Raw genomic sequence first — 25,434 nt, forward strand, 5'->3', positions numbered from 1 at the left:
CGGTATTTCAGGCACATGCGAGGGAGGGTCCGTTGAGCATTTCCAGACTGCTGGTCGTCGACGACGATTCCGAGATGCGCATGATGATGACCCAGTTCCTGCAAAGGCAGGGGTTCATCGCGCTTGGCGCGCAGTCCATGGCCGAGATCGCCACCGCGATGGACGCGGGTCGGATCGATCTCATCTTGCTCGACGTGATGCTCGGCGACGAAAGCGGCATCGAGATTTGCGCGCGCCTGCGCCGCGAGCAGGATGTGCCGATCATCATGGTCTCGGCGCTGTCGGCGGATCACCAGCGCATGGCGGGCTATGAGGTCGGCGCCGACGATTATATCGCCAAACCGTTCAACCCCGAGCTGCTGGTCGCCCGCGTGCGCGCCGTGCTGGCCCGCGCCCGGCGCTCGGCCTCGCTGGTGCACCGGCGGCGCACCCAGACCTTCCGCTTTGCAGGCTGGCGCTATGACGCCAAGCGGGACGAAGTGATCTCACCCGAGGGGTTCCAAGTGGCGCTGTCGCGGCGCGAGACGATGCTGCTGCAGGCGCTTCTGGCCAATCCCTTCATCCCGCTCACCCGCGACGAGATCGCCGCCGCGCTCGACGTCACGGGCGAGGGGGCCGAAGAGGCGCAGGGCCGCGCCATCGACGTTCTGGTGGGGCGCCTGCGTTCGAAGATCGAGAAGTCGCCCAAAGACCCGCAGATGCTGCGCACCGAACGCGGTGTCGGCTATGTCTTCGCGGTCGACGTGACGACGGAAGAGACGTGAGCCGCCGCAGCCTCTCTCTGCGCGTTTCGGGCTTGGTCCTGATGATCGGCGCGGCGCTGGCGGGCATGGTGATCACCGGCATGTGGAGCCTGTCGCAGACCCGCTGGACCAGCCATCTCGACCACGCCGAGCGGGCCGGGATCCTGCTCTACCACACGCTCACCCGCGGCGCCGCGCCGCCCGAAGGCGTTACCGTCACTCCGCTGGCCGAGATCGACGCCAATGCCGCCGCGGTCGGCAATTTCTCACTGGTCTCGGGCCTGCCGAAACCGCGCTATGTGACGCTCGCCCCGATCCTGCCCGACGGCACGGGCGGCGAGGGGATCGAACTGGCGGTGATTTCGGACGGGCTGCAATACCGCGTCGCCGAGCTGCCCTCGCGCCCCGGCCAGCGCCCCGAAGAGACGCTGGGCCAGCTCACACGATTGATGGCGCGCTACTGCTCGCATCCGCAAATCATCGCCCGCTCGGGCGAGAGCGGCTGGCTGCGCGTCGAGGCGCCCGGCGTCTGGGGTTGCGAGGCGGCGCCGCGCGATTTGCGCCTGCCCGCCATCGCGCTGGCGCTGATCACCCTTGGCGTGTTCTTCACCCGCGTCACTGGCACCGCCGCGCAATTCTCGGACTTCGCGCAGGCGCTGGCCACGCGGCGGCGGCTCGGCGGCCCCGAGAGCTATGAGACCGAAGGCCCCGCCGAACTGCGCGCCATCGTCGATGCGGTGAACGCCTATCTCGAGGACGAGCGCGAGCAGCTGGCGAAACGCGCCGTGGTGCTCTCGGGCGTGAGCCATGACCTCGGCACCCCGGCCACCCGCCTGCGGCTGCGCAGCGCGCTGATCGAGGACGATGCGCTGCGCGGCAAATTCGAGGCCGACATCGACAAGATGACCGCGATCATCGAAAGCGCGCTGACCTACACCCGCGCCGAACTCAGCGTCGAAGACCCGCGCCAGCTTTCGCTTTCGGCGCTCGTCGAGGCGCTAGTCGACGACTATCAGGACATGGGCCATCCGGTGACCCTCGCCCGGGTCGAGCCGATGGTGCTGCGCGGCGGGCGCTCGCTGTTCTCGGCGCGGCGCGGCGCACAGGTGATCGAAGGCGCGCATCGCATCCTCGTCACCGCCCGGCCCGTGTCGATCCAGCGCGCCATTTCGAACCTCGTGGACAATGCGCTGAAATACGGGCGCCGGGCAGAGCTGCACCTCGAGGCGACGGCCGACACCGCGACGATCATCGTCGAGGATGAAAGCGGCCTGCGCTCCACCGAACAGATCGAGGCGCTCATGGCCCCCTTCCGGCGCGGTGCCAATGCGCGCTCCAGCGACGGCACCGGGCTTGGCCTCAGCATCGTGTCGACCATCGCCATGCTGCACGGGGGCACGCTGCGTTTCGAAACCGCGCCCAAAGGGCTGCGCGCGGTGCTGACCATCCAGCGCGCCTGAGCCGCGAAGGCGGGCACCGACGCCGCTCATATGCGCATTCCCGCAGGCAAAGCCGCGATACTTCTGGCCTGCCGCCTCAGTCTTGCCTAACCTGATTGTGCGGAATCAGCGGTTTATTGCCCGCCCGCCCCGGAATTTTCTCTCCGGATTATAAGATAAGTATTTGAATACATTTGTTTTCTGGTTGGCCGCAGCATGTCGGGCAACCTTGTGAGGTTTAGAAAGGATATTTTACATGTCAATTTCCCTCACCCTGCGCCGGCTTGCGATCCTTGGGATTCCGGCGCTCGTGATTGCCTTTTCGTTCCTGCTCTTCGAGGGAAAGACCGAACAGATCGTGCTGGGCATGATGTCCGGCGCGCAGAGCCTTGCGGGGCTGTCCGCCCTCATCGTGGGGGCGCTGGCGCTTGATGTGGCGCTGCCGGTCCCCTCGAGCGTGGTCAATGTCACCGCTGGCACCGTTCTGGGGGTTGCGGGCGGCACGCTGACCTGCTGGCTTGGCATGACGCTGAGCTGTCTGCTGGGCTATTGGATCGGCGCCACTGGCGGCACCAGCGCGCTGCGCAGGCTGCTCGGCGCCGAGGAACTGGCCCGCTCGACCCGCATGTCGAACCGCTTCGCCTTTGGCTCGCTGCTGCTGCTGCGCGCGGTGCCGGTGCTGGCCGAGACCTCGACCATCGCCGCCGGGATCGCCCGCCTGCCGCTGCGCCGTTTCCTCGGCGTGGTGGCGCTGGCCAATCTCGGCATCGCCGCCGCCTACGCCACGCTGGGCGCCATGGCGGTCGAGGCGGACTCCTTCCTGCTCGCCTTCTGCGCCGCGCTGGCCCTGCCGGTGGCGGGCCTCGGCGGACGGTTGATCTATGCGCAGATGCGCCCCGAGAGCCAGCCGCTCAGCGGCACGCTCGCCATGGCCGAAGCGCCCGATCCCGCGCCGATCACCCGTCCCGCGCTGCGCCCCACCGCGCCGCCTCAGGGCACCTCGGTGCTGCAGCGCTTCAGCGTCGACTACAGCTATCGCGTGGTCTTCACCCGCGGCCTCTTTGCGCCGGGCAACGACACGCTGGGCGAGGTCTTTCGCGAGGCCTCCGATGGCCGGGCGCAACGCTGCCTCGTCTTCGTCGATGCCGACATGCTGCGCCAGCGCCCCGCGCTAGCAGATGAGATCACCGCCTGTTTCGACCGTCTCGGCACCGAGGTCACGCTGGCCACCGCGCCGCTTCCGGTCACCGGTGGCGAGGATATCAAGGCGGGCTTCGCGCAGGTCTTCGAGATCTACCGCCTGATCCTGCGCCACCGCATCGACCGGCACTGCTACGTGATGGCGATTGGCGGCGGCGCGGTGCTCGACGCGGTGGGCATGGCCACCGCCACCGCGCACCGGGGCATCCGCCACATCCGTGTGCCCACCACCGTGCTGTCGCAGAACGACAGCGGCGTGGGGGTGAAGAACGCGGTGAACTTCGAGGGCTCGAAGAATTTCGCCGGCAGCTTCGCGCCGCCTTGGGCGGTGCTCAACGATTTCGACATGCTCGAAACCCTGCCGCCCGCCATCCGCCGCGCCGGTATCTCCGAGGCGGTGAAAGTGGCGCTGATCCGCGATCCCGAGTTCTTCCTGTGGCTGGAGACGAACGCCGCGGCGCTGCGCCGCTTCGAGCCCGCCGCCGAAGAGTATATGATCCGGCGCTCGGCAGAGCTGCACATGCATCAGATCGCCCATGGCGGCGATCCGTTCGAGCGCGGCTCGGCCCGGCCGTTGGACTTCGGCCACTGGTCGGCGCACAAGCTCGAGGGGCTGACGCATTACGCGGTCAGCCATGGTGATGCGGTGGCCATGGGCATCGCGCTCGACAGCCGCTACTCGGTTCTGGCGGGCTTGCTGCCCGAAGGCGGAGAAGAGCGCGTGCTGGCGCTGCTGCAGGCGCTTGATCTGCCGGTCTGGCATCAGGCGCTGGAACAGCGCGATGCGGGCGGCCAGCTGGAGATCCTCAACGGCCTCGAGGAGTTCCGCGAGCATCTGGGCGGCGAGCTGACCGTCACGCTGCTGCTCGGGCTCGGCACTGGCGTCGAGATGCACGAGATGAAGCCGGAACTGGTGGCCGAAGCGCTCGGCTGGCTGGCGGCGCAGGGACAGGACTGATGCAGCTCGGCAACGGGCTGGGCAGCCTGACGTACTGCCTCAACATCCATCCCACGGAAACTTGGGAGGAATGTTCCGCCGCGCTCACCGGTCCGCTTTTGGCGGTAAAGGAAGAGTTGAGCCCCGACGCGCCCTTCGCCGTGGGTCTGCGCCTATCGGCCAAGGCGCTGGAAGGGTTGGACAAGGGCGGACGGCGCGCCGCGCTGCGCGAGTTTCTGACCCGCCACGACCTGATCCCGCTGACGATGAACGGCTTTCCCTATGGCCCCTTCCACGGCACCCGCGTGAAGGAGCAGGTCTATCAGCCCGACTGGCGGACCGAAGAGCGGCTGGCCTACACCAACCGGCTGACCGAACTGATGGCCGAACTGGCCGAGCCGGGTGCCAACGTCAGCCTCAGCACCGTGCCGGGGACCTTCCGCACCCTCGCTGGCGGCGCCGAGGCCGAGATGGCCGAGCACTATCTGCGCGCCGCGGCGCATTGCCTGTCGGTGCGCGAACACACCGGCGTGGCGGTCGCGCTGGCGATCGAGCCCGAGCCTTTCTGCTTTCTGGAGACCATCGCAGGCAGCGTCGATTTCTTTGAAAACTGGCTCTATTCCTCCGCCGCTGTCGCCCGTTTTGCAGAGCTCACCGGGCTGAAGGGCGAGGCAGCCGAAGAGGCGCTGCGCCGCCATCTGGGCCTGTGCTACGACGTCTGCCACGCGGCGGTGGAATATGAGGATGCGGCAGGCAGCCTCGATGCGCTGAAAACCGCGGGCATTCCGATCCACAAGCTGCAGCTCAGCTCGGCGCTGCGGGCGGCCGAGGTCTCGCCCAAGGTGCGCAAGGCGTTGCAGCCCTTCTCGGAACCCACCTACCTGCATCAGGTGCTCACACGGCGCGGCGACGGGCCGATCACCGCCTATTCCGATCTGCCCGAGGCACTGGCCCGCGGCGCCGAGGCGGATGGCGAGGAGTGGCGCATCCATTTCCACGTGCCGGTGTTTCTGGCCTCGCTTGGGCTCTTCGACAGCACACAGGAGTTTCTGAAGGAAATCCTCGACCTGCACCGCGCCGCGCCGATCTCGCCGCATCTTGAGGTCGAGACCTACACTTGGGATGTGCTGCCACCCGAGTTGCGCACCTCCAGCGTCGATGCCGCCATCGCGCGAGAGCTGCGCTGGGTTCTGGAAAGGCTGGGCCAATGATCCGCACCGCTCTGGAACTGGGCCGCGTGTCCAACCTGCCGACGGTCTGGACAAATGCCATGGCGGGGGCGCTGCTGGCGCTCTCGGCGGCCCCCGGCACGGCGTTCTGGCCAATCGTGCTGAGCGCACTGGCGCTGACCCTCTTTTACGTGGGCGGCATGTGGCTCAACGATGCTTTCGACGCCGAGCACGACCGCACGCAAAAGGCCGACCGCCCCATCCCCCGCGGCGACATCCGTCAGGGCGATGTTTTCGTCGGCGGTTTCGTGATGCTGGGCACCGGCATCCTGCTGACCCTGCCGCTGGGAGGCTGGGCGCTGGTCTCGGCGGTACTGCTGAGCATCAGCATCTTCCTCTACGACTGGCTGCACAAACGCACCGCGCTGGCGCCGGTGATCATGGGGGTCACCCGGTTCTTTTGCTACGCACTGGCCGCCTTCGGCGCGACGGGCAGCTTTCCGGGCGTGGCGATCTGGGGCGCGCTGGGGCTGCTGGCCTATGTGGTGGGCCTCACCTACGCCGCCAAACAAGAGGCTTACGACCGGATCGAGCGCGCGTGGCCGCTGGCGGTGATGGGTTTTCCCTGCCTGCTGGTGCTGATCTTCAGTTGGGGCAGCGCGCTGGCGCTGCTGATCGCGCTGGGGTTCTTCGCCGCCACCGGGCTGGCGCTGCACTATCTCTTTCGCCGGGCAAAGGGCGACGTGCCGAAGGCCGTCACCCTGCTGATCGCCGCCATCTCGCTCTATGACGCCGCGCTGATCGCCGGGGTCCACGGAGGATGGATCCCGGCGCTGCTGGCGGTTCTTGGCTTTGGCCTCACCCGCGCGCTGCAGCGGGTCATTGCGGGGACTTAGTCGAAGATATGGCTCAGCGTCAGCGCCTTGAAATCCACCGCCCGGACCGATCCTTCCGGCAGCAGGCCCGCCTCGGAGGAGATCACCAGCGGCCCGTCGCCGGGATCATCGGTGAGCCGCCCGTGGCTGCCTTTCACCAGATCGGTCCGCGAGGGAGAGATCACGTCGAGAAGCTGCCGAAAGCCCATCTTGCGCTTGGCCAGCTTCCAGCCCGCCGCCAGCTTGGGAAACCGCAGATCGGGGTCGAGGAACAGCTCGACCGGGTCGTAGCCGGGCTTGCGGTGAATATCGACGGTGGGGGCAAAATCCGGGGCCTTGTCGTCGTCCAGCCAGTAGTAATAGCTGAACCAGCGGTCGGGCTTCGAGACGGCCACAAGCTCGCCCGAGCGCGGGTGGTCGAGGCCATTCTGGCGCTTGCCGTCCTCGTCCCAGACCGTCTCGACCCCATCGAGCCCCTCGACCAGCGCCTTCACCTCGGCCAGACGCGCGGCGTCATTGACGTAGATATGCGCAAGCTGATGGTCCGACAGCGCAAAGGCCGCCGAAGCACCTGCGTCGAGAATCTCGCGCCCATGTTCCTCGGGGCGCACGGCGATCAGCCCAGCCTTGCGCAGTGCGCGGTTGATGTGGATCGCCTCGCTGACCGGGGTGATGCCATATTCCGACACGACCAGCACCCGGCGTCCCTCGGCATCCGCCGCGGCGACCAGCTTGCCGACCAGCGCGTCGATGTCCTTGAGGGAGGTCTGCACCTCGGGATGCGCCAGATCGGGGCCGAACTTCTGCAGGTCGTAATCCAGATGCGGCAGATAGGTCAGGGTCAGCGTCGGCTGCCGCGTTTCCATCACATGCAGCGTCGCCTCGGTGATCCACGCCGAGGAGGTGATATCCGCCGTCGGCCCCCAGAAGGTGAAAAGCGGGAAGCGCCCCAGCTTGGCATCAAGCTCGTCATGCAGCTCGGGCGGATAGGCGTAATGGTCAGGGATCTTGCGCCCATCGGCCGGATACATCGGGCGCGGCGTCGCCGAGTAATCGGCGGTGGCGTACATGTTGTACCACCAGAACATCTTGGCGCAGGTAAAACCCGGATCGCGCGCCTTCCCCGCGTCCCAGATTTTCTCTCCCTCGATCAACGAGTTGGGCTGCCGCCACAGCAGCACCTCCTTGAGATCGCGGAACAGCCAGCCATTGGCCACGGCGCCATGGCCCGAGGGCGGCAAGCCGGTCGCCAGCGTCGCCTGCACGGTGCAGGTGACCGCCGGTGTGACCGTCTCCAGCGGGCGCATTCCGCCGCGTTCGGCAAGGGCTGCAAGGTGGGGGGTATGAGCTCCGACAAGTTTGGGTGTCAGGCCGACGACAAGAATAACAAGGGTCGGTTTCATGCTGTGAACCAAAATCCATTCGAAAAAAACAAGAAGAATATGGGCGCAACTATGACGCGCCGCCATCCCCTCAGTCCAGTGTTTCATTGATTATTCGGGAGAGAGTTTGATGACCGATCCGAAAGACCTTTTGTATGGATGGATAAGTGAGCGCGCCGGGGACGAAAGGCCTTGGCTCGACGCGCAATTGGCGCAGCTCGCCGCGCCGGACGCGACCGAGCGCGACCTGCACATGTACCTCGGCTTTGCGCCGCGCCGGCTCGGCAAGGCCGATCTCGCGCTGACGCCGGACGATCTGGCGCAGGCCGATGCCGCGCGCTCTGGCTGGGACCCCTCGGGCTGGAGCGTCGACGGTGCCGCGCGCATTCTGGGGCTGCTGACCTACAGCGGCACCCGTCCCTTCGCCGAGACCTTCAAGGACCTGCGCCGCACGTCGGACGCTGCCGAGATGATCGCGCTCTATCGCGGCCTGCCGCTCTACCCGGCGCCCGAGAGCCTGCATTTCGAGGTTGGCGAGGGGCTGCGCTCGAACCTCAAGCCGGTGTTCGAGGCGATCGCCCACAACAACCCCTACCCGCGCGACCATTTCGACGAGCACCGCTGGAACCACATGGTTCTGAAGGCGCTCTTCATCGGGGCCGAGCTTGGCCCGATCACCGGGCTTGCGGCCCGCGCCAACCCCGAACTGGCGCGCATCCTCGTGCAATACGCGCGCGAACGCTGGGCCGCTGGGCGGCCCGTCATGCCCGAGCTCTGGCCGCTCGTGGCGCCCTTTGCCGAAACCCCTGAAATCCGTGCCGAGCTCGACCGAGCCCGCGCCGAAGGCCGTACATTTGAGGACCTTGTATCATGATGCTGATTGACCCCCACGCCCATATGATCTCGCGCACCACCGACGACTATCAGGCGATGGCCGCCGCCGGTGTCGTGGCGCTTATCGAGCCTGCCTTCTGGGTTGGCCAGCCGCGCACCTTCGTGGGCACCTACGTCGATTACCTCTCGACCATCGTCGGCTGGGAGCGGTTCCGCGCCGGGCAATTCGGCATCCGCCATTACTGCACCATCGGGCTCAACTCGAAGGAGGCCAACAACGAGGAACTGGCCGAAGGCGTGATGGAATGGTTGCCGCGTTTCGCCCTCAAGGAAGGCGTCGTGGCGATCGGCGAGATCGGCTATGACGAGCAGACCGAGCTCGAGGACAAATACTTCCGCCTGCAACTGTCGCTGGCCAAGGAACTGGGCCTGCCGGTGATGGTCCACACGCCGCACCGCGACAAGAAGCAGGGCACCACCCGCTCGATGGATGTCTGCGAGGAGATGGGGCTCGACCCGTCGATGGTGATCATCGACCACAACAACGAGGAAACCGTCGGCGAGGTGCTGCAGCGCGGCTATTGGGCGGGCTTCTCGATCTACCCCTCGACCAAGATGGGCAACGCGCGGATGGTCGAGCTGCTCAAGCAATACGGCTCCGAGCGCATCATCGTCGACAGCGCCTGCGACTGGGGCATTTCCGACTGCCTCGGCGTCGCCAAAACCGCGCAGCTTGCGCTGCAGAGCGGCGTTCCCGAAAGCACCGTGCGCGCGGTCTGCTATGGCAATGCGCTGGCGGCCTATGGCCAGAGCGGGCAGATGAAGGAAAGCGACTGGCTCGAGCCTCCGGCGATCGACCAGCGCACGCTCTACGAAGGCAATTCGATCCTGCGCGGCGGTCGCGAGCCGGTGATCGAAGAGCCGGGCGCGCAGCGCCGTGCCGGGCTGACCATCGAGTAACGCCCCTGCTGCGCCTGCCCTCTGGCGGGCGCAGCCCTCACAAATTCCACACGAAAATTTGCCCGTTCGCTCGCGCGCACTACTCCTTGTTGTGACGCGGTCGCGAGCTTCCCGCCGAGCGGCCCGCCGCGAAACTGAACGGGAACACTCTCATGCCCTATCGAACCGGCCTGACCGTCATAATGGTCTCGGCGCTGGTCGCCATCGGATGCGGCCTTTACGCCTATTTCGTCCCGCTCACCGGTGTCACCGGTGTTTGGGGTCCCCTCGCCGCCGCCTTCGGCGCGCTCTGCCTGCTGATCGGCGGTGCGCTGATGGTCAAAGCGCGCAGCCGCGGCGCACGGGTCATTCTGATGCTGCTGCTGGCCATCGGCATCGTGCCGACCGCCTTCGCCGCCTTTCTGATGCACCAATGGGTGATGCTGGCCGCGCTCGGCGTCTGCGCCTTGGGCTGGATCGCTGCACTCTCCGGTCCCGAAGAAGGAGCTTACGCATGACCTATCTGCTCCGCAGCACCGCCCTTCTCGCCCTGCTCGCCGGTCCTGCCTTCGCGCAGCAGGCCGATACGCCGACTCCGCCCGCCGCGCCCGAAAGCGCCGCGCCGGAAACCGACGCCCCCGAAACCCCGCCGCCCGGCGCAACCGCCACTGAGGGCGGCGAAACACCCGCCGAAGTCGAGGAGCCGGAGAGCCCTGAAGGCGCCGCCTCGCAGGACGACAGCGAACCCGAACCCAACGCCGAGACGGCGGTGGTCGAAGTGCCCGCCGCGCGCCCCGCGTCGGACGCCAAAGTGCCCGCCCCCGGCACCGGCTGGCCCAGCTTCCACGGTCAGGTCTCTGGCGCGAAATACTCGCCGCTGACCCAGATCACCCCCGAGAACGTCGGCGATATGGAATTGGCATGGCGGGTCGAGACCGGCGACGTCTCGGACGGCTCGGGCGATCTGCCCGCCACCGTCTGGTCGGCCACGCCGATCTACGCCAACGACATGCTCTACATCGGCACGCCCTTCTATCGCGTGCTGGCGCTCGACCCGGCGACCGGCGAAGAGATCTGGTCCTACGACACCCAATCCACGCTCGAGGCGCTCACCCAGCCCGCCCTGAAGAACCGCGGCGTGGCCTATTGGGAAGCGGCGAACCCCACTGAGGGCGAGGCCTGCCAAAAGATCGTCTATCTGGGCACGATGGACGCGCGGCTCTTTGCCATGGATGCCGACACCGGCGCGCTCTGCGAGGATTTCGCCGATGGCGGCGTGCTCGACGTCAATCAGTGGAACACCGTCAACGACCGCTGGCCGCTGTCGCTGCTGCAGCCGCCGACCATCGTCGGCGATCACGTGATCATCGGCTGGGCCGGCAACGACTGGGACTGGGCCGAAGCGCCTCCGGGCTCGGTCTTCTCGGTGAACGCGCAGACCGGCGAGCTTGAGTGGACCTTCGACACCATCCCCGAGGAGATCCGCGAAAAGACCGGCACCGCCAACGTCTGGACCGCGATGAGCGCCGACGAGGAACGCGGCATCGTCTATCTGCCCGTGGCCTCGCCCTCGCCCAACTACTGGGGCGGCAACCGCACCGAGGACATCCCCTATGCCACCTCGACCACCGCGCTCGACGTGGACACCGGCGAGGTGATCTGGTCGCGGCAATGGGTGCATCACGACATCTGGGACTATGACATCAACTCGGCTCCCACCCTGATGGACATCACGGTGAACGGGCAAGAGATCCCGGCGCTGATGCAGGCCACCAAGATGGGCTTTCTCTTCGTGGTGAACCGCGAGACCGGCGAGGACATCTGGCCGATCGAAGAACGCCCTGTCCCCGCGGGGACAATCGAGGGCGAGCGTTACGCCCCAACCCAGCCCTTCCCCACGACACCCGCGCCGCTGCTCGACCAGTCGAAGCTGCCCGACGTGTGGAACATCGCCGACATCGCCTCTTTCGGGGAATGCTCGGAACTGTGGAGCAAGCTGATCTACGACGGCATGTACACCGCGCCCACCACCGAGGGAGAAGGCGCAGGCGCCTATCCGAACTCGGCGGGCGTCGTGCAATGGGGCGGCGTCGGCTATGACCCCGAGAACCAGATCGCCGTGGTGAACCTGTCGCATGTGGTGCAATACATCCAGCTTTACGAGCGCGAGGAATACGACGAGATCAACGGCGAGGCCGGGGTCGGCGAAAGCGGCTTCCACCCGCAGACCGGCGCGCCCTACGGCATGTCGCTGAAGACCGCGATGAACCGCTGGGGCATGCCCTGCTGGGAGCCTCCGTTCGGCGAGATCATGGCGATCGACATGACCACCGGCGAGCCGCTCTGGCGCAAACCCTTCGGCATGTCGCAGCGCTACGGCTTCTACATGCCCGAAGCATGGGGCTCGCCCACCATCGGCGGCCCGGCGATCACCGCGGGCGGGCTGATCTTCATCGGTGCCACGATGGACGGCATGGTCCGCGCCTATGACCTCAAAAGCGGCGAAGAGCTGTGGAGCGACCTGACCGAGGCGCCCTCGGTGTCGAACCCGGCGATCTACGAGCATGACGGCGCCGAATATGTGGCCTTTGTCTCGGGCGGCAACTCGATCCTGAAGCCCTCGGTCGGCGACATGGTCTCGGTCTACCGCCTGCCGCAGTGAACGCGCGACCCGCCCGGCCCCAATGGGTCGGGCGGGCGCTTTTGGTCCGTGCACGAAGCCGCGTGGTGACGCCTCGGCGCGAGATCGCCGACCAATGCGACGCCGGGCTGGAATCGACTCTCCTATAGCGTTATGCTGCAGCGCAGAATTTCTCCTCAACCGGGAGGCTTTTTGCATTTCGATGACCAATTCTACTGACAAGATCATCCTCGACGTGGCGCTGCAGGGCGGCGGCGCGCATGGGGCCTTCACCTGGGGTGTGCTGGACGCGCTTCTGGAAGACGACCGGCTGCACATCGGCGCTCTGTCCGGGGCCAGCGCCGGGGCGATGAACGCCATCGTCGTCGCCTCTGGCCTTGCCACCGGCGGCTCGGAAGGTGGGCGCGAAGCGCTGCGGCGGTTCTGGACCGCGGTGAACGCCGCCGCCCGCGAGGCCACCCCGGCCTTCCATATGCTCGAAAGCTTTCCCGGCCTCTTCATCGCCTCCTCTGCATGGTGGCAGCTGGTGAGCGCCGGGCAGGTGACCATCTCGGCGCGGCCATGGCAGGGCCGTCGCGCGCAGATGATGCTGCGCGACATCCTCGCCGAACAGGTGGATTTCGAGGCGCTGCAACAGCCCGGCGCGCCAGAACTCTTCATCTCGGCCACCGATGCGCGCAGCGGCGGGAGCCGCATCTTCCGCAACTATGAAATGAGCCCCGATGTGGCCATCGCCTCGGCCTGCCTGCCGATGAGCTTTCCGCCGGTGAACATCGACGGGGTCGACTATTGGGACGGCGGCTATAGCGCCAACCCTCCGATCACCTCGCTGGTGCGCTTCACGCCGCAGGCCGATCTGCTGCTGGTCACGATCAACCCCGCGAAACGCAGCTTCACCGCCCGCGCCCCCGAAGAGATCACCGAGCGGGTCAGCGAGATGGTGTTCAACCAAGCTTTGGTGACCGAATTGCGGGGGCTGTCGATCATCCACGAGGCGCTGTCGGGGCAGGATCTGTCCGAAGCCCCGGCCCTGCTGAAACAGCTGCGCGATCTGCGCATCCACGAGATCCACGATCAGGCCTCCATGTCCGAGCTCGATCCCAGTTCCAAGATGTACCCGGCGTGGGAAATGCTGGTCGATCTGCACGAAACCGGGCGCGGTGCCGCGCTGAGCTGGCTCAAGGAGAATTACGCGCAACTGGGCAAGAGCAGCACCGCCAAGCTGATGGAGCGCTATCTCGAAGGGATCCTGCCAAGCGGGTCGTAGGCGGGTGTGGCGGCGGGTGTGGCAGCCCAAGGTAAGTCTCGACGCAGGCGGTTCGTTTCGGCTAGGCTGAGGGAAAGCGACGGCAAATCCCCGTCACGGAAGGGAAGTCTTCGGCCCGCCCCATCGCGGGGGCATACTGCAGATCCCGGACGCGCGGGGCCGAATTTTGTAGGTGCGTCCAATGCGGTTTCTGCAAGGCCTTCTAGTCCTCGTCCTTCTGCTGGTGTGTTTCGTCTTCGGCATGAAGCTGGCGTTCCCCCTGCCGCAAAGCAACTACGCCGAGAAACAGCAAAGCCTCGCGCCCGACTGGGAAGGGCCGCTCGGGCTCACGGTTCGCGCCGCGCTTGAGGCGCATGACGGGCAGAACGGCGTGCGCCCGCTGTCCGATGGCCGCGACGCCCTTGCCGCGCGGGTGCTGCTGGCGCGGCTCGCCAAGACCAGCATCGACGCGCAGTATTACATCTGGCAGGACGACACGACCGGGATGATCCTGCTTGACGAGCTGCGCGCTGCCGCCGAGCGTGGCGTACGTGTGCGGCTTTTGGTGGATGACAACGGCATCCCCGGCCTCGACGCCCTGCTGGCCGAGCTTGACGCCATGCCGACCGCCGATGTGCGCATCTTCAACCCGTTCACCCTGCGCGAACCGAAGCTGGCCTCTTATCTCTTCGACTTCAGCCGTCTGAACCGGCGGATGCACAACAAATCCATGACCGTGGACGGCGTCGCCACCGTGGTCGGCGGGCGCAACATCGGTGACATCTATTTCGCATACGGCGAGGGCACGCATTATTTCGACGTCGACGCGCTGGCGCTTGGCCCCATCGTGAGCGACGTCTCAGGCGCGTTCGACCGCTACTGGAACAGCGCCTCGTCCTATGATGCCGATCTGATCCTCGATCCGTTGCCAGAGGGTGAAACAGAACCCGCCGCGCCGTTGATCACAGAGGCGGGCAAGACGGCGCGCGGCTCCTCGGTCGGCACCGGCTACATGAAGGAAGTCGCCGAAGGACCGCTGGTCAAGGCGCTGCAAGGAGGCCACTCGCTCGATCTGGAGTGGGGCGAGGCCGAACTGATCGTCGACGACCCGGCCAAGGGGCTCGGCAATGTGGCGCCCGAGCATAAGATCGTCGAGCGGCTGTTCGATCTGGTGGCGAGCGCTGAAACCTCGGCGGACCTCGTCTCGGCCTATTTCATTCCCGGCGATCGCGGCACCGAGTTGCTGACCGATCTGGCCGAAAAGGGCGTCCGGGTGCGCGTGCTGACCAATGCGCTGGAATCGACCGACGTGATGCCGGTCAACGCCGCATATATGAAATACCGCCCTGCCCTGCTGGAAAGCGGCGTCACGCTTTATGAACTGCGCGCCATGCGCGAAGAGCATGTGAAACGCTCGCTGCCCGAGGTGCTGTCGGGCTCGGCCTCGGGTCTGCACGCCAAAGTCTTCGGGCTCGACGGCACGCGCGCCTTCATCGGCTCGTTCAACCTCGATCCACGGTCGGCGCAGATCAACACCGAGATGGGTCTTCTGATCGACAGCCCGACCATCGCCGCCACGCTCTCGGAGCAGCTCGACAAGCCAAGCTATGCCTATCACGTCACCCTGGACGAAAGCGGCGATCTGCAATGGGTCTCTGACCCGGCGGACGGGCCTGCCGAGACCTTCCACAGCGAGCCCAACACCGGCCTGCTGAAACGCGCCCTCGTCCGGGTGATCAGCTGGCTGCCGGTGGAATGGATGCTCTGAGCGGCGCCTTTGGTTGCGGCGCGCGCGGGGTTGCGACATCCTCTTGCCATTCGCCGCGCCACGCGCGGCCCTGACGACACGGAGCTTCCGCCATGACCCAGCCCTGCATCATCTGCGTTGCCATCACCGGCTCGCTGCCCACCAAGGCCGACAATCCAGCCGTGCCGATCACCGTGGCCGAGCAGGTCGAGTCCACGCAGGAAGCCTTTGAGGCCGGGGCCACCATCGCCCATTGCCACGTGCGCGACGACGAGGGCAAACCCACCTCGGACCCCGAGCGCTTTGCCGCGCTGAAGGAGGGGATCGAAACCCATTGCCCCGGCATGATCGTGCAGCTTTCGACCGGCGGCCGCTCTGGCGCAGGTCAGGCACGCGGCGGGATGCTGCCGCTGAAGCCGGATATGGCCTCGCTTTCGGTGGGCTCGAACAACTTCCCCACCCGCGTCTACGAGAACCCGCCGCAACTGGTGGAATGGCTCGCCTCCGAGATGAAGACCTATGGCGTGAAGCCCGAGATCGAGGCCTTTGACCTCTCGCACATCTATCAAGCCAAGGCGATGGCCAACCGCGGCGAGCTTGTGGGCACGCCCTATGTGCAATTCGTCATGGGGGTGCAGAACGCCATGCCCGCGGTGAAGCGGGTGTTCGACTACTATGTGGAGACGGTGAAAGTGCTGTTCGGCGAGGATGCGCCGTGGTGCGCCGCCGGGATCGGGCGGCACCAGCTGGAGCTGAACGAATGGGCCGCCGCCGCGGGCGGTCACCTGCGCACCGGGCTCGAGGACAACATCCGCCTCGACAAAAGCACGCTGGCCCCCTCGAACGCCGCGCTGGTGAAGCGCGCCGCAGAGGTGGCGCAAAAGCACGGGCGCAGCATCGCCACGCCCGCCGAGGCCCGCGCGCTGCTGGGTCTGCGCGCGGCCTGATTTTTCCGGGCTTACTCGGCCGGGCTGCCCTCGGGGCGTAGCCCGCCCGAGGTGCTTTCCTCGCTCGCCGGGCCGTGACCGAACTCTTCGAGCGCGGGCCTTGTGCCGATGTTGATGTGCTCGATATCCTCGGCGGCAAAGCCCCGGATGATCGAGGGGATCATCATGCTCACGAGGATGAAGATCGGCAGGCCGACCACGGTGATCACCTGCTGCAGCGCGGTGAGGCCCGCCTCGCCCGCCAGCACGATCAACATGGCGGCCACCACGCCCTCGGCAGCGCCCCAGAACACCCGCTGGTGCACCGGGCCGGGCGTCGCCGTGCCGGTGCAAAGCATATCCACCACCAGCGAGGCCGAGTCCGAGGAGGTGGCGAAAAAGATCGCCACGATGATCACCGCAAAGCCTTGGATGAATGTGGTGAAGGGGAAGTGCTCGAAGAAGGCGAACATCGCCAGCGGCACGCTGTCGGCCACGGCGCGGCTGATCTCGCCGGCGCTGTCGCCCATCGCTTCGCGTGCGGCAAGGCCGAGCCCGTCGAAATCCATCGCCTGCCAGCCGAAGATGGCGAACCAGATCAGCGTGAAGAGCGACGGTGCCAGCAGCACGCCAAAGACGAACTCACGCACCGTGCGCCCGCGCGAGATGCGCGCCACGAAAAGCCCGATGAAGGGCGACCACGTCACGGTCCACGCCCAGTAGAACACCGTCCAGCTGCCCTGCCAGCCCCAGCCATCGGTGTTGGGGTTCTCATTGGCCAGCATGTCGTTCCAGAACGCCAGCCGCGGCAGGTTCGAGAAATAGAGCCCGAAGGTCTCGACGATGCCGCGCAGCAGGAACAGCGTCGAGCCGCAGACCAGCACAAAGATCATCAGCGCCACGGCCATGCCGATGTTGAGGTTCGAGAGCATCTTCACGCCCTTGTCGAGCCCGGCGACGATCGAGCCCACGGCGACCACCGTCAGCACCACAAGGATCATCACCTTGACGAAAGCGCCGGTCCCGGTGCCGAAGAGCGCATCAAGCCCCGCCGCGATCTGGCTGGAGCCGAGACCGAGCGACACGGCAACGCCGAACAGCGTGCCGAGGATCGAGGCGATGTCGATGGCCTTGCCGATGGGGCCGTGGATGCCCTCGCCCAGCAGCGGATAGAACACCGAGCTGACGCGCACCGGCAGATCATAGCGGTTGATGAAATAGGCAAAGGCCAGACCCGGCAGCGTGAAGATCGTCCAAGTGTGCAGGCCAAGGTGATAAATGGCGATGGAAATGGCGTCCTTGGCCGCCTCATCGGTGTAAGGCTCGACCCCCGGCAAAGGCGGGTTCGAGAAGTGGCTGATCGGCTCGGCCACGCCCCAGAACATCAGCACCGTGCCGATACCGCCCGCGAACAGCATGGTGAACCACGACAGGTTGGAATAGACCGGCCGCTCTCCCTTACGGCCCAGCCTGATATGACCGTGGCGCGACATGGCGGCCCAGATCAGAAAGCCCAGCCAGACGTTCACGCCGAGGACAAAGAACCATCCGAGGTTGGTGACGATCCAATTTCGTCCCACCGCGAAAGCGTCCCCGATGGCCTCGGGGAAAAGGACCAATGCCAGCACGAAAATGATCGTGAAGGCGGCCGAAATGAAGAAAATCGTCGGATCGGTTCGTAGGCCGAGGCGGCGTGCAAGCTGTTCCAAGGATCAAATCCGTGTTTTGGGGCAAATCTCCTGACCCAACGGACCCACCCCCGGCAGGGTTCCACACAATCTTCACGGGAATTGATATTTTCGGCACATCCGCTTTTTGCAGGCGCGCCAAGCGATAGCCAGACCCGCGTCCAGAGAGGCGGGCCTGCCTGTCAGTGTGGCTTCACAGGTCGATCAGCACCGACTTGGTCCGGCGGTTGGCGAGATAGGCCTCGCGGCCCAGATCCTTGCCCAGCCCCGAGGCCTTCCAGCCCCCGGTCGGCAGGATGTGGTCACGGGTGCGTCCATAGCGGTTCACCCAGACCGTGCCCGCTTCGAGATCGCGGGTCAGGCGCATGGCGCGCGACAGGTCACGGGTGAAGAGACCGGCGGCCAGCCCGTAGGTCGGGTGGCTGGCAAGCGCCATGGCCTGCTCTTCGGTCTTGAAGGTCTGGAAGGTGGCGACGGGGCCAAAGATCTCTTCGCGCACGGCGGGGTTGGTCTCATCGACACCGCCGATCAGCGTCGGGCGATAGAAGGCCCCGGCGTGATCGAACCGCCCGCCGCCGCAGATCAGCTCGGCACCCTCGTCCTGCGCGGCCCGGACGATGCTGTCGATCCGCGCCAGCTGCTTTTCGGAAATGATCGGCGAGAACCCGGCTTCGGCGCTATGGGTCTCGGACGGGGTGATTTTGGCAAAGCGCTCCGACAGTTTCGCCGCCAGCTCATCGGCGACGCTCGCCTCGACGATCATCCGCGAGCCCGCGACGCAGAACTGCCCGGCGTTGGGGATGATGCCGGTGGTCAGCGCGTCGGCGGTGACGTCGACATCGGCATCGGCGAAAACCACCATCGGGCTCTTGCCGCCAAGCTCCAGCGTCATCGGCTTGATGCCGCAGCGGGCGATGTTTTCCATGATCGCCGCCCCGGCGCGGGTGGAGCCGGTGAAAGACACTTTGTCGATGCCCGGATGGCCGGTGATCGCGGCGCCGGTGGTCGGCCCGTCGCCCAGCACGATATTGATGAGCCCCGCCGGAATGCCCGCTTTCACCGACAGTTCGGCAAGGTAGAGCGTGGTGTAGGGCGTCATCTCCGAGGGTTTCAGCACCACCGCGTTGCCCGCCGCCAGCGCCGGGCCCAGCTTCCACGCGGCCATGGAGATCGGGAAGTTCCACGGGGTGATCGCCCCGATGACACCGTAAGGGTGATCCGAGATGAAACCGAACTGCGCGTCCGAGGTCGGCACCAGCGTGCCCGCCTCCTTGTCGGCGAACTCGGCGAAAAAGCGGATTTGCTCGGCGGTCACCATGACGTCCCCCGCCAGCGCCCCGGCATAGGGGCGCGAAGAGCAGACCGCTTCGAGCATCGCCAGCGTTTCGGCTTCCTGCTCGATGAGATCGGCCCATGCGTGCAGGGCGCGCAGGCGGGCGCGCGGCTGCAGCCCGGCCCAGCCCGAGGTGCGCAGCGCGTTGCGCGCGCTCATCACGGCGCGGTCGACGAGCGCGGCATCCGCGCAGGGAATGGCTCCAAGGCGCTGGCCGGTCGAGGGCGAGACAAGCTCGATCGCCTCATCGCCGGACACATATTCGCCTCCGATAAAATGCCGGTTCGGCAGTGGCAGCCGGGCGGGATCGAAAGCGAACGTCATGGGGTACCTCATTCAGGTCTTGGGGCCAGCCTGCCGCAACAGGCGCAGTGAACGCTGCCGCAGCCCCGCGCCGCGCCAAGCGCGCCTGTCAGAGCGGCGACAGATTGTGCGCTAGTCTTAGCGAGCGGATTTTCGGCTGGCCAGAGCCGCCTCGGAAAAGCGCCCTGCCCCATAGCTTTCACGCAGGTGCCGTGCCGGATTTCCGGGCGGAGTTTCAGCCGCCCGTTCCCCCAGCCGCCGCCTCACATGGCCTCACTTCGCCTCGGGCATCCCAATGCGGTCGATCTTGCCCACCAGCGCGGTCGCCGTGGCCAGCGCAGAGGCGGTGGCCTGCGCCATCTGCGGCAGGATCATCCACTCCAGCGCCCAAGCCGCACCCGAGCGTTCCTGCTCGTGGATCATCGCCTGATGCATCCCAGAAAGCTGCACCGCGTTGAACCGCGCCAGCGTCACCAGAAGCTCGGCGCTCACCGGGTTCTGCTTGTGCGGCATCGCCGAAGACCCGCCGCCGCCCGAGAGTTTGATCTCGTCCAGCCCCTGCTGCGCCATCAGGCAAATGTCCTGCCCGATCTTGCCCAAGGTTCCGGTGATCAGCGACAAAAGCCCCGCGTATTCCGCCACGCCGCCGCGCATGGCGTGCCACGCGCTGTCCGCGCTGGCCAGATCGAGCGCTGCGGCGACGTGATCCACCACCGCCTGCGCATCGGTGCCAAGCGCCTTGCGGTCGCCCGAGGCACCGCCGATCTGCACCCGCTCGACCCGCGGAGACAGCTCCGCCAGCCGCTCGAGATGCGCCGCAAGCGGCTGATGCCACGGGCGCAGCCGATCCGAGACGGTGATCTCGGTCGCCGCCTGCATCCGCGTGCGCCCCATCAGCGGCTTCGCGCCGCGCTGCGCGTCAAGCTCGATCAGCGCCGCTTCCAGCGTGGCCAGCCGCTCCGCCAACAGCGCGCTGCTCTCCTTGAGGGTCAGCGCCAGCGCGCTGTCCACCACATCCTGCGAGGTCGCACCCTTATGCACCGCCACCGCCAGATCGCAGCCCACCGCGTCCTTCAGCTGTTTGACCAGCCGCGGCACCGGCACGCCGTCGCGCGCCATGCCCGCGCGGATGTCAGACAGATCGATCTTCGCGGCCTCGATCTTTGCCGCCGCCGCCTCGGCCAGCGCCGCATCGGCCCGCCCGCAGGCCCCGAGCGCCCGGCTCCACGCCGCCTCGAAGGCCAGCATATGCGCCATCTGCCGGTCCGCAGACCAGATCGCCGCCATCTCGGGGTCGGCAAAGAGCCCGCCCAGCCAAGGGTGATCGAAAACGCTCGCGCTCATAAGTCCTGTCCCTCCACATGCCGAAGGGGCGGCCCGCACAGCCGCCCCGTCGCATCGTTCTAATATCCGCGCCTCAGATGTCGAGGAAGACCGTCTCGCCTTCGCCCTGCAGGCGGATGTCGAAACGGTATTTGCCCTCGCCGGTCTTCTTGGCGATCAGCGTCTCGACGCGCGGGCGCTGCTCGATGCGCGCCAACAGCGGGTCCGAGGCATTGTCTTCGTCCTCGAAGTAGATGCGCGTCTGCAGGCCCATGTTGATGCCGCGCGCCACGACCCAAAGCGAGATATGCGGCGCGCTCTCCACGCCGCCCCGGCCCTTCACCTTGCCCGGCTTGACTGTGCGCAGGGTGAACTCGCCTGTCTCGGCATCGGCGGCAAAGCGGCAATGGCCCGAAACCTTGGGGTCCGCACCCTCTTGCCCGGCAAAGACGCCCTTGGCATCGGGCTGCCAGCTTTCGATCAGCGCGTCGCGCATCGCCCAGCCGGTGCCATCATAGACAGAGCCGGTGATCTCGATGATCTCGCCATCGCAGCCCTCTTCGATGGGGCTGACGCCGATCTCTTCGTCGTAATAGCCCGCGTTGCCCGCATAGGTGGGCATCAGACCGATGTGCACGTAGGGGCCCGCGGTCTGCGAAGCGGTTTCCACGAGGGTGTCGAGTTTCTGCACCATGATCACATGCCCTCCAGCTTGTTCTCGAACATCGACTGGCGGCGACCGCGCAGCACGATGTCGAACTTATAGGCGAGGTAGTCGAGCGGGCGCGAATGCGCCAGATCGAGCGGGGCGACCAGCGCATCAAGCTGGGCGCGGTTCTTGATCGTCGCGGCGATCGGGCAGTGGTCGATCAGCGGATCGCCCTCGAAATACATCTGGGTGATCAGGCGCTGGCCGAAGCTGTGACCGAAGACCGAGATATGGATGTGCATCGGGCGCCAGTCGTTGCCGCGGTTCGGCCAAGGGTAGGCGCCGGGACGCACGGTGAGGAACTGGTAATAGCCGTTCTCATCGGTCAGCGTGCGCCCGCAGCCGCCGAAGTTCGGGTCGAGCGGCGCAAGATAGGTGTCCTTCTTGTGGCGGTAGCGCCCGCCCGCGTTGGCCTGCCAGATCTCGATCAGCGTGTTCGGCACCGGCTTGGCGTTCTCGTCGAGCACCCGGCCATGCATCAGGATGCGCTCGCCGACCGCCGGGGCCGCGCCCTTGGTCCAGTTCAGCACTAGGTTGTTGTCGAGCGCGCCCAGCTTGCCGTGGCCGAAGGTCGGGCCGGTCTCTTCCGAGGGCGAGCTTTCCATCGACAGCAGCGGCAGGTTCGGGGACCGGGTGACGCTGGTCTTATAGCCGGGATCATAGGCCACGGGATGCGCGTCGCGGTTGCGCGGGATCAGCGGGCCCTTATCTGTGGTGATGAAGTTGCTCATTCGGCTGCCGCCTCCATTTCGGCATAGGTCGCCTTGGCCAGTTTCAGCGCGTGGTTGGCGCGCGGAACCCCGGCGTAGATCGCCACGTGCTGGAAAGCCTCCAGCACATCCTGCTTGCTGGCCCCGGTGCGCGCGGTGGCGCGGATGTGCATCGGGATCTCCTCGAAGTTGCCGGTCGCCGCCAGCAGCGCCAGCGTCAGCATCGAGCGCTCGCGATGGCTGATCGCGTCAGAGCTCCAGACCGTGCCCCATGCGCTGCGGGTGATCAGCGTCTGGAACGCCTCGTCGAGCGGCGTCTTGGCGGCCTCGGCGCGGTCCACATGCGCGTCGCCCAGCACCGCGCGGCGGGTCTTCATGCCCTGTTCGTAAAGCTCGTCCATTCAGGCGGTCCTCCTCAGAAAGTCATTGATCAGGCGGGCGGTCTCTTCGGGCTGTTCGACGCAGGGGATATGCCCCGCCCCGTCGATCAACGCGAATTCCGCACCGCAAAGCTCGGCGGTGCCGCGCACCAACTCGGGCGGCGTCGAGCCATCCTCGGCGCCGGCCATGGCCAGCACCGGCAGGCTCAGCGCGCGGGTGCTCTCGGTCAGATCGGCGCCCGCGATGGCGGCACAGCAGCCCACGTAGCCCTCGAGCGGGGTGCGCTCGAGCATGTTTTTCCACAGCGCGAACTGCGGATCGCTCTCGCGGAAACCCGGCGTGAACCAGCGTTCAAGAATGGCGTCCGCCAGCGAGGCCACACCGTTTGCGCGAATGCCGTCGATCCGGGTCTGCCACATCTCGGGCGTGCCGATCTTGGCCGCCGTATCCATCAGCGCCAGCGCGCGGATGAGGTCCGGGCGCTTCGCCGCCAGCCCCTGCCCGATGAGCCCGCCGATCGACAGGCCGACAAAGGTGATGTCCTTCAGATCGAGCGCCGTGCAGACCGCCTCGGCGTCCGCCACCAGCGTCTCCATCGCATAGGGCGCGTCGGGCGCATCCGACAGCCCATGCCCGCGCTTGTCGAAACGCACCACGCGCAGCCCCTCGGGCAGCAGCGGCAGCAGCGCATCCCAGACCCGCAGGTCGGTGCCCAGAGAGTTGGCCAGCATCAGCACGCGGCCATCTTTCGGGCCTTCGTCGCGGATGTGCAGGGTCACCCCTGCGGCGTCGATTGTCTGCATGTGTCCTCCTCGGGCCAAGTCGGGCCTGGCGCTCTTCTGCCATGGCAAACCGCCCGTGAAAAATATAAGTAGAGGCATCACTCATAACTGATGGGTTATAGATGCTCCATCCTCACCTGCGCATGCGCCACCTTAGGGTGTTTCTCGAGACCGCCCGCCTCGGCAGCCTCAGCGCCGCCGCCGAGGCGCTGCACGTCAGCCAGCCCGCCGCCTCGAAGACGGTGCGCGAGCTTGAAGAGATCCTGAACGCCCAGCTGTTCGACCGCAGCGGGCGACGGCTGGCGCTGAGCCGGGCGGGCAAGATCTTTCAGCAATACGCGGGCACGGCGCTGGCCGATCTCGAACGCGGCGAGCGCCTGCTGCGCGAACTGCCGCAAAGCCAGCACAAACTTGCCGTGGGCGTGCTGCCCACCGCCGCCACCGGGCTTTTCCCCGACGCCGCCGCGCGCTTTCGCGACAGCTACCCTGACTGCACGCTGCGCGTCTCCACCGGGCCGAACTGGCTGCTGCTGTCGCAATTGCGCGAGGGCGCGCTTGATCTGGTGGTCGGGCGCATGCCCGCCACCGGCACCGGCGAGGGGCTCAGCTTCCGCCAGCTGTACTGGGAGCGCGTGGTGCCGGTGATCCGCCCCGGCCATCCGCTTGCCGGGCAGCCGTGGGAGCCGTCGGACCTGATCCGCTTTCCGCTTATGCTGCCGCCCGCGGGCGCGGTGATCTCGGGCTCGGTAAGGTCTTTCCTGCAATCGCTGGGGCTGGGCGAGCCGGCTCCCGCATATGAGAATGTTTCCCACGCCTTCGGGCGACGGGTCGTCGCGCGGTCAGACACCATCTGGTTCATCTCCGCGGGCGTGGTGCGCGCCGAACTCGACAGCGGCGAGCTGACCGTGCTTCCGGTGCAGAACGAACTGCTGGGCGGCCCGGTCGGCATCTCGCTGCGCGACGGCGTGCTGCCAGACCCGGCGCTGCAGGGTCTGGTGAACGCGCTCGTCGCCGTCGCCGCAGAGCATCCGGCGCAGGCGGTGTAAGAGCGCCCTTGCCCCCCTACCCCGCCGTCGCCAGCGCCTTCATCTCCGGCACCGGGCTCACCAGATCCGCGCCGCTGGTGAAGGCGGCGATATTCTCGCGGATGAGATCGGCGGCCATCTCCTGAACCTCCGGCGCGTTGCCCGCCATATGCGGCGTCAGCACCACGTTCTCGAGCGCGATCAGCGCCTCGGGCACCTCTGGCTCTGTCTCATAGACGTCGAGCCCCGCCCCGGCGATCCCGCCCGACTGCAGCGCGGCGATCAGCGCGTCGGTGTCCACAACCGAGCCGCGCCCGACGTTGATCAGATAGCCCTTCGGCCCCAGCGCCTGCAGCACCTCCGCGTTCACCGCGTGCTGCGTCGCCGGGCCGCCCGGCACGCAGGCGACGAGGTAATCGCAGCGCTCCGCCAGTTCCAGCAGCGAGGGCACATAGGCATAGGGCAGATCATCCTTCGGCGTGCGGCTGTGATAGAGCACCTCCAGATCGAAGCCCGCCGCGCGCCGCGCCACCGCCGCGCCGATGCCGCCCATGCCGTAAAGGCCGATCTTGCGGCGCGAGAACAGCGGCCGCGGCGTCTCGCCGTAATTCCACGCGCCCGAGCGGGTCAGACGGTCCTGATGCGGAATCCGGCGCACCGCCGAAAGCAGCAGCGCCATCGTGTGATCGGCCACCGCGCCGGCGTTCACGCCAGCCCCATGCGAGACCTTGATGCCGCGCTCGATCGCCGCCGCCACGTCGATCCCCTCATAGCCGGTGCCGACGCAGCAGATCAGCCCAAGGTTCGGCAGCGCGTCCATATCGGGGCCCTTGGCGCCCTTGAATCCGGCGGTGACCAGAACGCGGATTTCCGCGCGCTCTTCCTCGCTCAGATGGCCGTAGCCTTCGGTGCAATCATGCAGCGTGTAATGCGCCCCCAGCAGAGTGTGATAGGCACGGGTTTTGATGTTGATGGCGACATGCTGCGGCATCGGGCGGCTCTCCGGTCTGGCACCCCGCAGGGCGGGATGGGTCTTTAATCGGCGCCGCCCCTCCCCCGCGCGGCGCAACTCGCGCCCATCTGCGCCGAGCGCCGCGGGGGT

The 25,434-nt window shown here is 66.8% G+C and carries 22 protein-coding genes; 13 read left to right on the top strand and 9 right to left on the bottom strand.

All coding sequences use genetic code 11. The features are described from left to right. The first annotated feature begins 32 nt into the window (after positions 1-32). From G0A00_RS13940 to G0A00_RS13960, 5 genes are all read left to right on the top strand, one after another. Positions 33-764, top strand: a complete 732-nt coding sequence (locus tag G0A00_RS13940) for a response regulator transcription factor (RefSeq protein WP_164180574.1) — start codon at positions 33-35, stop codon at positions 762-764. Then, a complete protein-coding gene (locus G0A00_RS13945; protein ID WP_368667705.1) occupies positions 761-2,203 on the top strand; it encodes a sensor histidine kinase in 1,443 nt (480 codons plus the stop codon). Before G0A00_RS13940 ends, G0A00_RS13945 begins: the two co-directional genes overlap by 4 nt. Before the next feature lie 235 nt (positions 2,204-2,438). Then, entirely contained in the window at positions 2,439-4,340 is a 1,902-nt protein-coding gene (locus G0A00_RS13950) for a 3-dehydroquinate synthase (RefSeq protein ID WP_164180576.1), read from the top strand. Continuing rightward, on the top strand, positions 4,340-5,530 hold the full coding sequence (eboE, locus tag G0A00_RS13955; protein ID WP_164180578.1) for a metabolite traffic protein EboE: 1,191 nt from the start codon (positions 4,340-4,342) through the stop codon (positions 5,528-5,530). Before G0A00_RS13950 ends, eboE begins: the two co-directional genes overlap by 1 nt. Continuing rightward, entirely contained in the window at positions 5,527-6,384 is an 858-nt protein-coding gene (locus G0A00_RS13960; protein WP_164180580.1) for a UbiA family prenyltransferase, read from the top strand. Before eboE ends, G0A00_RS13960 begins: the two co-directional genes overlap by 4 nt. Here G0A00_RS13960 and G0A00_RS13965 read toward each other — a convergent pair. After that, a complete protein-coding gene (locus G0A00_RS13965) occupies positions 6,381-7,766 on the bottom strand; it encodes an alkaline phosphatase family protein (protein WP_164180582.1) in 1,386 nt (461 codons plus the stop codon). The genes G0A00_RS13960 and G0A00_RS13965 overlap by 4 nt on opposite strands. Positions 7,767-7,875: 109 nt before the next feature. Here G0A00_RS13965 and G0A00_RS13970 point away from each other — a divergent pair, with 109 nt between their 5' ends. From G0A00_RS13970 to G0A00_RS14000, 7 genes are all read left to right on the top strand, one after another. Further along, positions 7,876-8,619 (top strand): EboA domain-containing protein, encoded by a 744-nt coding sequence (locus G0A00_RS13970; protein WP_164180583.1) that lies wholly within the window; start codon positions 7,876-7,878, stop codon positions 8,617-8,619. Beyond that, positions 8,616-9,539 carry a TatD family hydrolase gene (locus G0A00_RS13975; protein ID WP_224901428.1) on the top strand — a complete coding sequence of 308 codons (924 nt, stop codon included), beginning with the start codon at positions 8,616-8,618 and terminating at the stop codon, positions 9,537-9,539. The genes G0A00_RS13970 and G0A00_RS13975 overlap by 4 nt, the downstream gene beginning before the upstream one ends. Positions 9,540-9,691: 152 nt before the next feature. After that, on the top strand, positions 9,692-10,036 hold the full coding sequence (locus G0A00_RS13980; RefSeq protein WP_235952976.1) for a hypothetical protein: 345 nt from the start codon (positions 9,692-9,694) through the stop codon (positions 10,034-10,036). Beyond that, a complete protein-coding gene (locus G0A00_RS13985; RefSeq protein WP_203595382.1) occupies positions 10,033-12,180 on the top strand; it encodes a pyrroloquinoline quinone-dependent dehydrogenase in 2,148 nt (715 codons plus the stop codon). The genes G0A00_RS13980 and G0A00_RS13985 overlap by 4 nt, the downstream gene beginning before the upstream one ends. Before the next feature lie 181 nt (positions 12,181-12,361). Next, complete coding sequence (locus G0A00_RS13990) at positions 12,362-13,426, top strand: patatin-like phospholipase family protein (protein WP_164180585.1); 1,065 nt, start codon at positions 12,362-12,364, stop codon at positions 13,424-13,426. A gap of 181 nt (positions 13,427-13,607) precedes the next feature. Further along, positions 13,608-15,173 carry a phospholipase D family protein gene (locus G0A00_RS13995; protein WP_164180587.1) on the top strand — a complete coding sequence of 522 codons (1,566 nt, stop codon included), beginning with the start codon at positions 13,608-13,610 and terminating at the stop codon, positions 15,171-15,173. A gap of 92 nt (positions 15,174-15,265) precedes the next feature. Beyond that, positions 15,266-16,099, top strand: coding sequence for a 3-keto-5-aminohexanoate cleavage protein (locus G0A00_RS14000; RefSeq protein ID WP_164180589.1), 834 nt, complete (start codon positions 15,266-15,268; stop codon positions 16,097-16,099). 11 nt (positions 16,100-16,110) lie between these two features. Here G0A00_RS14000 and G0A00_RS14005 read toward each other — a convergent pair whose 3' ends face one another. The 7 genes from G0A00_RS14005 to pcaD all read right to left on the bottom strand — a co-directional run bounded on the left by G0A00_RS14005 (position 16,111) and on the right by pcaD (position 23,328). Continuing rightward, the gene (locus G0A00_RS14005; RefSeq protein WP_083191473.1) at positions 16,111-17,787 is read right to left on the bottom strand and encodes a BCCT family transporter; all 1,677 of its coding nucleotides are present in this window, start codon (positions 17,785-17,787) and stop codon (positions 16,111-16,113) included. 172 nt (positions 17,788-17,959) lie between these two features. After that, positions 17,960-19,423, bottom strand: a complete 1,464-nt coding sequence (locus G0A00_RS14010) for an aldehyde dehydrogenase (RefSeq protein WP_164180591.1) — start codon at positions 19,421-19,423, stop codon at positions 17,960-17,962. 252 nt (positions 19,424-19,675) lie between these two features. After that, positions 19,676-20,746 carry a 3-carboxy-cis,cis-muconate cycloisomerase gene (locus G0A00_RS14015; RefSeq protein ID WP_164180593.1) on the bottom strand — a complete coding sequence of 357 codons (1,071 nt, stop codon included), beginning with the start codon at positions 20,744-20,746 and terminating at the stop codon, positions 19,676-19,678. 73 nt (positions 20,747-20,819) lie between these two features. Beyond that, positions 20,820-21,419 (bottom strand): protocatechuate 3,4-dioxygenase subunit alpha, encoded by a 600-nt coding sequence (gene pcaG, locus G0A00_RS14020; RefSeq protein ID WP_083191474.1) that lies wholly within the window; start codon positions 21,417-21,419, stop codon positions 20,820-20,822. Between the two features lie 2 nt (positions 21,420-21,421). Next, a complete protein-coding gene (gene pcaH, locus G0A00_RS14025) occupies positions 21,422-22,165 on the bottom strand; it encodes a protocatechuate 3,4-dioxygenase subunit beta (RefSeq protein ID WP_066111271.1) in 744 nt (247 codons plus the stop codon). Next, positions 22,162-22,545 carry a 4-carboxymuconolactone decarboxylase gene (gene pcaC, locus G0A00_RS14030; RefSeq protein ID WP_066111273.1) on the bottom strand — a complete coding sequence of 128 codons (384 nt, stop codon included), beginning with the start codon at positions 22,543-22,545 and terminating at the stop codon, positions 22,162-22,164. The genes pcaH and pcaC overlap by 4 nt, the downstream gene beginning before the upstream one ends. Then, complete coding sequence (gene pcaD / locus G0A00_RS14035; RefSeq protein ID WP_164180595.1) at positions 22,546-23,328, bottom strand: 3-oxoadipate enol-lactonase; 783 nt, start codon at positions 23,326-23,328, stop codon at positions 22,546-22,548. A 101-nt stretch (positions 23,329-23,429) separates the two neighbouring features. On the opposite strand from pcaD, the gene G0A00_RS14040 reads away from it, so the two are divergent. Next, a complete protein-coding gene (locus G0A00_RS14040; RefSeq protein WP_164180597.1) occupies positions 23,430-24,353 on the top strand; it encodes a LysR substrate-binding domain-containing protein in 924 nt (307 codons plus the stop codon). A 16-nt stretch (positions 24,354-24,369) separates the two neighbouring features. Here G0A00_RS14040 and G0A00_RS14045 read toward each other — a convergent pair whose 3' ends face one another. Continuing rightward, positions 24,370-25,323, bottom strand: coding sequence for a 2-hydroxyacid dehydrogenase (locus G0A00_RS14045; protein ID WP_164180599.1), 954 nt, complete (start codon positions 25,321-25,323; stop codon positions 24,370-24,372). Positions 25,324-25,434 lie beyond the last annotated feature (111 nt).

The sequence above is a fragment of the Salipiger sp. PrR002 genome (assembly GCF_010500775.1).
Classification (GTDB): Bacteria; Pseudomonadota; Alphaproteobacteria; order Rhodobacterales; family Rhodobacteraceae; genus Salipiger.